Below are 6926 nucleotides of genomic sequence, written 5' to 3' on the forward strand. Positions count from 1 at the left end.
AATTCTAATGTCCAGTACATAATTTTCTAATTTTTTGCAAAAGTATAAAAATAGGTTGTATAATAAACTTTTTTATACTTGATTTTCAATTCTTTTTATAATATTTTCTTATAAATGGCTGTCACAAACTGGCTGTCAGCGATGTCAGCAATTTACTTAATGTCGTTTTCTCAAAAACCATTCCACAAATTTTTTTATGCCATTTTGGAAGTCTGTGGCAGGTTTATAGCCTATTAATTCCTTTGCTTTTGTGATATCTGCATTGGTTTTTGTGACATCTCCCGGCTGCATTGGCAGAAATTTTTTAGTGGCAGATTTTTCAAGTGCCATTTCTATAGTGGCTACCATTTCCGATAAAGTCACAACCTGATTTTCTCCCAGATTAAGGATCTCATATATCCCGGTATTATTTTCCAGGTAAAGAATTGATTTGGTAATTCCATCAATGATATCATCTATATAAGTATAATCCCTGGCTGTATTTCCATCACCATAGAAAGGGATTTCCTGATTTTCCGAAATAAGCTTTGTAAACTTATGAATCGCAAGATCGGGTCTCTGTCTTGGCCCGTATACCGTGAAGAACCTAAGCTGGATCATATCTATATGGTATAGGTTATGATAAACATGGCCTATAACTTCGCCACTTTTTTTGGTCGCTGCATAAGGAGAGATAGGCCTGTCTACATTATCTGTTTCTGCAAAAGGAATTTTTTCATTATTTCCGTAAACACTTGAAGAGGATGCACAAATGAATTTCTTAATATGATGTTCCTTACACAATTCCCAGAGGTTCATAGTGCCTCTTACATTCACTTCTTCATATTCCAGAGGGCGTTCAATAGAAGGGCGTACCCCTGCAAGTGCTGCCAGATGGATCACCATGTCAATATGATGATTTTTAAAGATAGTTTCAAGGCCCTTATGATCCCTTATATCCTGCCAATAGAGGGAATATTGATCAGAATGGGAGAGGGAAGCCAAACGACGGATGTCAGTCTCTTTATCAGAGAACTCAAAATCCGAAATTTTACCAATTGACTCTAAAGTATTTTTAATTTTTACCTGATAGTCGTAAAAGTCATCAAAATTGTCAATGTTTATGACAGAATGTCCATTTCTTAATAATCGCTCAGTTAAATGAGAGCCGATGAACCCGCTGCCGCCTGTTACAAGATAAACCATTTGTATTTTTTATGGGTACAAAAATATAAATTTTACTATTTGAAAAATATAATCATTAAATTTACTTAAAAAAGTAATATAAATATAATATGCAGTTTCAAGGGCAAATTTTAAAAATGACAAGCTACGATGCCAAGCCAATCCAGTACTACCTTAACCTTTCAGGAGATCTGATTCATATGAATGAGCTGTTTGGTAAAGAGTTAAGCATAAAACATATTGGATTTCAATGTGTAAATTGTGGTGAGAATAAACCGATTTACAGAATGGGATTCTGTAAAAACTGTTTTTTTGAAAGCCCTTATGCAAGTGATACCATTATCCGTCCGGAACTTTCCACGGCCCACTTGGATATCGCAGAACGTGATCTCGAAATTGAAAAACAAATTCAGTTGCAGCCGCATACTGTTTATCTGGCCTATACAGGGGATGTGAAAGTAGGAGTGACCAGAAATACACAGATTCCAACAAGATGGATTGATCAGGGGGCAACTTTTGCTTTACCTATTGCAAGAACAGAAAACCGCTACGAAGCAGGAATGATAGAAGTTGCTTTAAAAGAACATTTACCGGACAAAACCAACTGGAGAAAAATGCTGCAGGATGATTTTGAAGGAGAAGTGGACCTGGCGGATTTCAGACAGAAGATTAAAGAATATTTCCCTGAAGATTTTCAGAAATTCTATAGTGAAGGAGAAGATTTGTGGATGCTGGATTATCCGTTTGAAAAACCGGAAAAAGTGACTTCATTCACATTAGACAAAAAACTTGAATTCACAGGAAGGCTTACCGGAATCAAAGGTCAGTATCTTGGGTTTGAAGGAGGAAATTTCATCAATGTAAGAGGCCATGAAGGATATGTAATCGATCTGGAAATCAGGAATTGATCAGGGTAAAATAAAAATCAAATCACAAAATATGAGAAAATGGGTTAAAAGACTATTGATAAGTTTCGGGATTCTGGCAGGTATCCTTCTTGCCACAAATTTCGGAGTGAACATATGGCTTAAGACCCGGCTTCCGGATTATATAAAAAAGAATACGGATTATAAAGTATCCTATAAAACCCTTGATGTGGATTTAGGATCAGGAAATATATTCGCAACAGGAATTTCCGTCAACAGTAAAGATCCGCAAAATACTGATGTTATTGGCCTGCAGGGAACAATTGATACCTTGAAAATTAGCCGTTTCGGAATTTATGATGCTGTTTTCAATAAAAGAATCAGCTCTTCGGACCTTTTGCTGGCTAAACCCAGTTTAAATGTTATTCTTGCAAAACCGGTTGATCGTAAGACCGGCAAAAAGAGAAATCCCGTGCTTTTTGAAAATATCAGGATTAGTAATGGAAAAATTGCTGTTTTCAGACATACCAAACAAAAATTTTTATCTGTAGAGAAGCTGGATCTGTTTGTAGAAAATTTACAGATGACGGAAGAATCTGTAGAGGATAAATTACCGGTTGTTTTTGACAGATACAGCATTAAAGGAGAAAGATTCTTCTTCCGTCCGGATAATATCTATGCTATTACCATCAGTAAAATCAATACGGAGAACGGACAAATGTCGGTGGATAACTTCAGGTTGATCCCACTGCTTTCCTTGGCCCGCTTTAAAAAATTTTATCCTGAGAAGGTACAGCTATTTGAATTTTCCATTCCTAAAATGGAATTTAAAGATGTTGTTTTAAATAAAAACAAAGTGTCCCTGGCTAATGCAGATTTTAAAAACCCTGCTTTGGCGGTGTACAATACGGGAGTAAAGGGGAAAAAGAATGAAAAAAAATCAAATTTTGAAGTTGATTTAAAGAATATAAAACTCAATAATGCCATTGTTCGGATCAATAAACCGGATGGCAATAAACTTCTATCTGTTGGAAATCTTAATTTGAATATCAATCAGTTGATGTTTAATAAAGAAACTTCAGAACAGATCATTCCTGTAGGATATAAAGATTTTACCGTTGCCGGAAGAGACATTGAATACTCAAATCATCAGAATATTACAGTAAGAAGCCTTGCACTTAAGCCTTCCAGCGGTGAAATCCATGATATGGTATTATCGGCCGGCACTTCAGAAACAGGAAAGTCTATAGAAGGATTAAGAACCGACCATATTGCTTTCAATATCAATAAGCTGGAATTTATAGATAAAAAACTGGATATTGATCTTAAAGATCTTCTGATAGAAAATATAAACGGAACTTTTACAGCAGGTAAAAAAAAGCAGAACAACGCCGGCGGGCCTGATATTGTAAAATCCATTATCATAAGAAAAGCTTCCTTAAAAAATTCAAATATTATTTATGATAAAGGAAAACAGCCTTTAGCTTTTCATGATCTGAATGCTACCTTTAATGGGATTGAACTGTCTCCTAAGCCTGATCACAAAGGCCTTTCTTTTACAGTGAAGGATTACTATCTGACAACCAGAAATTTTGCCTACAAAACACAGTTCTATAATATGAGCCTGGGTCTTCTTAAACTGAATAAAAACAGAATCCAGGTCAATAACTTTGCGATGAAGCCTCTCGTTTCGAGAGCACAGTTTATCAAAATGATACCCGTTGAAAGAGATCTGTATGACCTGAAGGCAAACCAGATAACTGCAGAAGGAACCTGGGAGCTTTTTTCTCAAAATAAAACGGTAAATGCTTCCCATGTCGTTATTCAGTCGGCGGATGCCAATATTTTCAGAAGTAAAATTCCGAAAGACGATCCAAAAATAAAAGCTTTATACTCCAAAATGCTGAGATCCATTAAAATTCCAATGACGGTTAATAACCTGGATCTGAAAAACTCTGTATTAGTGTATGAAGAAGATACGCCAGAAAGTATGGGACCGGGAAAACTGACTTTCAGCAATTTTAATATGAATGTAAAGAACCTGAATTCAGCCAAAATAAAAGGAAAACCAACCCGGGTAGATATTAAAATCAATTGCTCCTTTATGAACCTGTCGCCGCTTTCCGTAAACTGGAACTTCGATGTAGCCGATCAGAGTGATAGATTTGCAATTTCCGGAAAAACATCTAATCTCCCGGCCAGTGGAATCAATCCATTTATCAGGCCCTATCTTCATGTAACGGCTACCGCAGGGACGATTCAGGAAATGCTTTTTAATTTTAAAGGAAATCCTGCAGGATTGCATGGAACCTTTAATCTTAAACATAAAGACCTGAAAATTGCCGTCTTAAATAAAAACAACCATGAGAAAAAAGGTTTTCTGACTGCTGTTGCCAATGTATTTCTGAAATCAGACTCAGGACGTTTTCCTGAAGCAGTTACGGTGGAAGATGTGGAGCGTGATCCTACAAAGTCTTTCTTTAATCTTTTCTGGCGTGGAATAGAGCAAGGATTAAAGAAAACCCTGATTGGTAAAAATGTAGAAAAAACAGAAAAGAAAGTAAAAGATGCTGTCGCTTCAGTAAAAGACATGAAGCAGTCTGTAAAAGAAATTAAACAGGAAATCAAAAATAAAAAAGAAGCCTCGCCGGCGGAAGGAGAGAATAAAGAAAAGAAAGGTTTTCTTAAAGGAATATTCAGGAAAAAAGAAAATACTCAGGAATAATTCCTTAAACCATTAAGATAGAATGATCGTCTGCTCATAGAAACGATATGTAATGATAACAACCTTAATGGTTTAAGGATGAATATAAGAAAGATTCAGTTAAAAATTGAATTCATCGCTTTCCTGAATAGGAATGTCTCTTAAAAACTTATCAAACTCTTCACCCGGATAATTACTGTCTGCTCCATATGAGTCTATGATCATTCCGCGATTTCCGCTATTGTCTTTTACCACATAAAGGACTGCATTATCATCGGGATTGCTGTCTCCTTCAAAGCGGTAGGTTTTCAAAATGATCAGCTCCGAAGGCTGATAAATTTTGTCAGAATTTTCAAATTTCATTTCACATTTTTCATTCATTCTGAACTCTCTGTGTATTCCTCTTTCAGAAAGCGTTTTCATGACTTGGCTCAATGTCGTCATTCTGTCGATGTTTTCTGGATTTTCCATAATAATATTTTTGGTGATAAGTGCAATAATTAAACCATTGCAATTTCTAAATATAAGAAAAATAACAGATTATAACTTTCCTAAAAATAAAGTTTAATGTTAACAAAATTTATAATCTGAAAAAATAAATTGGGTATACTTTTTGCAATGGTATCAATAATAAATCAAAGAAAATATGAAAAAAGAAGTTGGAGTTTTACTGGCAGGGGGAGTTGGTCTTTTGGCAGTATTAAGTTTAATAAGCATAAAAAAAATATTGACTAAAAAAGATAAAAAATATAGTGATACCTACTCGGATTATCACAGACACTTTGATGAAAACAATCATGAAGATGAATATCATGGAGTTGAATTTTACGCAGTGAAGTAGTAAAAAAATATATTTAATTATGTTTAAATCCAACGCTTTTGAAAGTGTTGGATTTTTTTTGTGGAAAACTTTAATGTTAAAACTCATTATTTTATAAAAATTCCACTCTAATTTTACACCGGAATGCAAAACGAAAATTTCATAAAAGGTCAGGGAGCTCAGCGAAACGTTATCAGCCGTTTCGACAGGTATACCTATGAACCTGAAGATGAAGATTTCGAACCCGTAAAGACCTCTTTTACCGAAGTCTTTCCTAAAACAATTGTCAATCAGGTGAAAAGCGAGGATCTTCCCATGGAGTATTCAATGAATCCTTATCAGGGATGTGAACACGGCTGCTCCTACTGCTTTGCAAGACCCACTCATGAATATTGGGGATATAGCGCCGGAATTGATTTTGAAAGAAAAATCATGGTAAAGAAAAATGCTCCTGAACTACTGGAGAAGTTTTTTCAGAAAAGAGGTTACAAGGCAGCTCCTATTCTCCTGTCCGGAAATACAGATTGCTATCAGCCGGCAGAAAGACAATTTGAAATCACAAGAAAACTACTGCAGGTTTGTCTGGACTACAGACATCCTGTCAATATTCTGACAAAAAATGCATTGGTATTAAGAGATTTGGATATTTTAAAGCCAATGGCAGAACAGAACCTTGTTTCCGTTTCCCTGAGTATCCCGACAATCAATGAAGAACTCAGAAGAAAGATGGAACCGAGAACCAGCTCCGCAAAAAATAAATTAAAAGCAGTTGAAATCCTTTCCGGAAACAACATTCCTGTACATGTAATGGTCGCTCCTATCATTCCCGGACTCAATAGCGATGAGCCGCTGAATATATTGAAAGCCATCTCGGATGCGGGTGCTTCGAGTTTCGGATATACGCTTGTAAGGTTAAATGATACTGTTGAACCTGTTTTTGTAAATTGGATAGAAGCACATTTTCCGGACAGAGCTCAGAAAGTATTGAATCTTATCCGGTCTATGAGAGGAGGAAAACTTGGAGATAAAAGATATTTTGAAAGACAAAGGGGAGAAGGTAACATTGCAGAAATGATTCATACCACTTTTAAAATCGGAAGAAAGAAATTTTTTGAAGGTAAAGAATTCCCGAAACTTTCAACCGCAAACTTCACCGGAACCCGTGATCAGCAATTGAGACTGTTTGATTAATCATACTTTCAAAGAAATCATCTATTATATATAGTATAAGAGTATAAGATATTTTACAATAGATTTCTCAGTATTGTACATCATTATAATATAGTAATAGATTTTCAGGAGCTATTTCCTGCTATCCATTTTTACTCCTCGCGCCAGCGTCTCCCACCCTCAAACTCTCCCACGCTCCAAC

Annotated in this window: 6 protein-coding genes; 4 read left to right on the forward strand and 2 right to left on the reverse strand. The window is 35.7% G+C overall.

The annotated features are described in order from the left end of the window. Positions 1-156: 156 nt before the first annotated feature. Positions 157-1185 (reverse strand): GDP-mannose 4,6-dehydratase, encoded by a 1029-nt coding sequence (locus ACE3RB_RS19535; RefSeq protein WP_374465742.1) that lies wholly within the window; start codon positions 1183-1185, stop codon positions 157-159. Positions 1186-1274: 89 nt separating this feature from the next. Here ACE3RB_RS19535 and ACE3RB_RS19540 point away from each other — a divergent pair, with 89 nt between their 5' ends. Continuing rightward, a complete protein-coding gene (locus tag ACE3RB_RS19540) occupies positions 1275-2072 on the forward strand; it encodes a DUF2797 domain-containing protein (protein WP_374465743.1) in 798 nt (265 codons plus the stop codon). Between the two features lie 31 nt (positions 2073-2103). Then, positions 2104-4755 carry a hypothetical protein gene (locus ACE3RB_RS19545; protein WP_374465744.1) on the forward strand — a complete coding sequence of 884 codons (2652 nt, stop codon included), beginning with the start codon at positions 2104-2106 and terminating at the stop codon, positions 4753-4755. 99 nt (positions 4756-4854) lie between these two features. On the opposite strand, the gene ACE3RB_RS19550 is transcribed toward ACE3RB_RS19545, so the two are convergent. Next, positions 4855-5205: a hypothetical protein gene (locus tag ACE3RB_RS19550; RefSeq protein WP_374465745.1), complete on the reverse strand. Its 351-nt coding sequence runs from the start codon at positions 5203-5205 to the stop codon at positions 4855-4857. A 175-nt stretch (positions 5206-5380) separates the two neighbouring features. Here ACE3RB_RS19550 and ACE3RB_RS19555 point away from each other — a divergent pair, with 175 nt between their 5' ends. Both ACE3RB_RS19555 and ACE3RB_RS19560 read left to right on the forward strand, forming a co-directional pair. Beyond that, positions 5381-5575: a hypothetical protein gene (locus tag ACE3RB_RS19555; RefSeq protein ID WP_374465746.1), complete on the forward strand. Its 195-nt coding sequence runs from the start codon at positions 5381-5383 to the stop codon at positions 5573-5575. A 123-nt stretch (positions 5576-5698) separates the two neighbouring features. Next, the gene (locus ACE3RB_RS19560) at positions 5699-6745 is read left to right on the forward strand and encodes a PA0069 family radical SAM protein (RefSeq protein ID WP_374465747.1); all 1047 of its coding nucleotides are present in this window, start codon (positions 5699-5701) and stop codon (positions 6743-6745) included. The last annotated feature ends 181 nt before the right edge of the window (positions 6746-6926 follow it).

Origin of the sequence: Chryseobacterium sp. (genome assembly GCF_041914225.1) — a bacterium.
Taxonomy (GTDB): domain Bacteria; phylum Bacteroidota; class Bacteroidia; order Flavobacteriales; family Weeksellaceae; genus Chryseobacterium.

What these genes read in the sequence shown, in the direction of transcription:
- ACE3RB_RS19555 (WP_374465746.1), top strand. Translation starts at nt 5,381, where the DNA reads ATGAAAAAAGAAGTTGGAGTTTTACTGGCAGGGGGAGTTGGTCTTTTG.
- ACE3RB_RS19535 (WP_374465742.1), bottom strand. Translation starts at nt 1,185, where the DNA reads ATGGTTTATCTTGTAACAGGCGGCAGCGGGTTCATCGGCTCTCATTTA.
- ACE3RB_RS19540 (WP_374465743.1), top strand. Translation starts at nt 1,275, where the DNA reads ATGCAGTTTCAAGGGCAAATTTTAAAAATGACAAGCTACGATGCCAAG.
- ACE3RB_RS19550 (WP_374465745.1), bottom strand. Translation starts at nt 5,205, where the DNA reads ATGGAAAATCCAGAAAACATCGACAGAATGACGACATTGAGCCAAGTC.
- ACE3RB_RS19560 (WP_374465747.1), top strand. Translation starts at nt 5,699, where the DNA reads ATGCAAAACGAAAATTTCATAAAAGGTCAGGGAGCTCAGCGAAACGTT.
- ACE3RB_RS19545 (WP_374465744.1), top strand. Translation starts at nt 2,104, where the DNA reads ATGAGAAAATGGGTTAAAAGACTATTGATAAGTTTCGGGATTCTGGCA.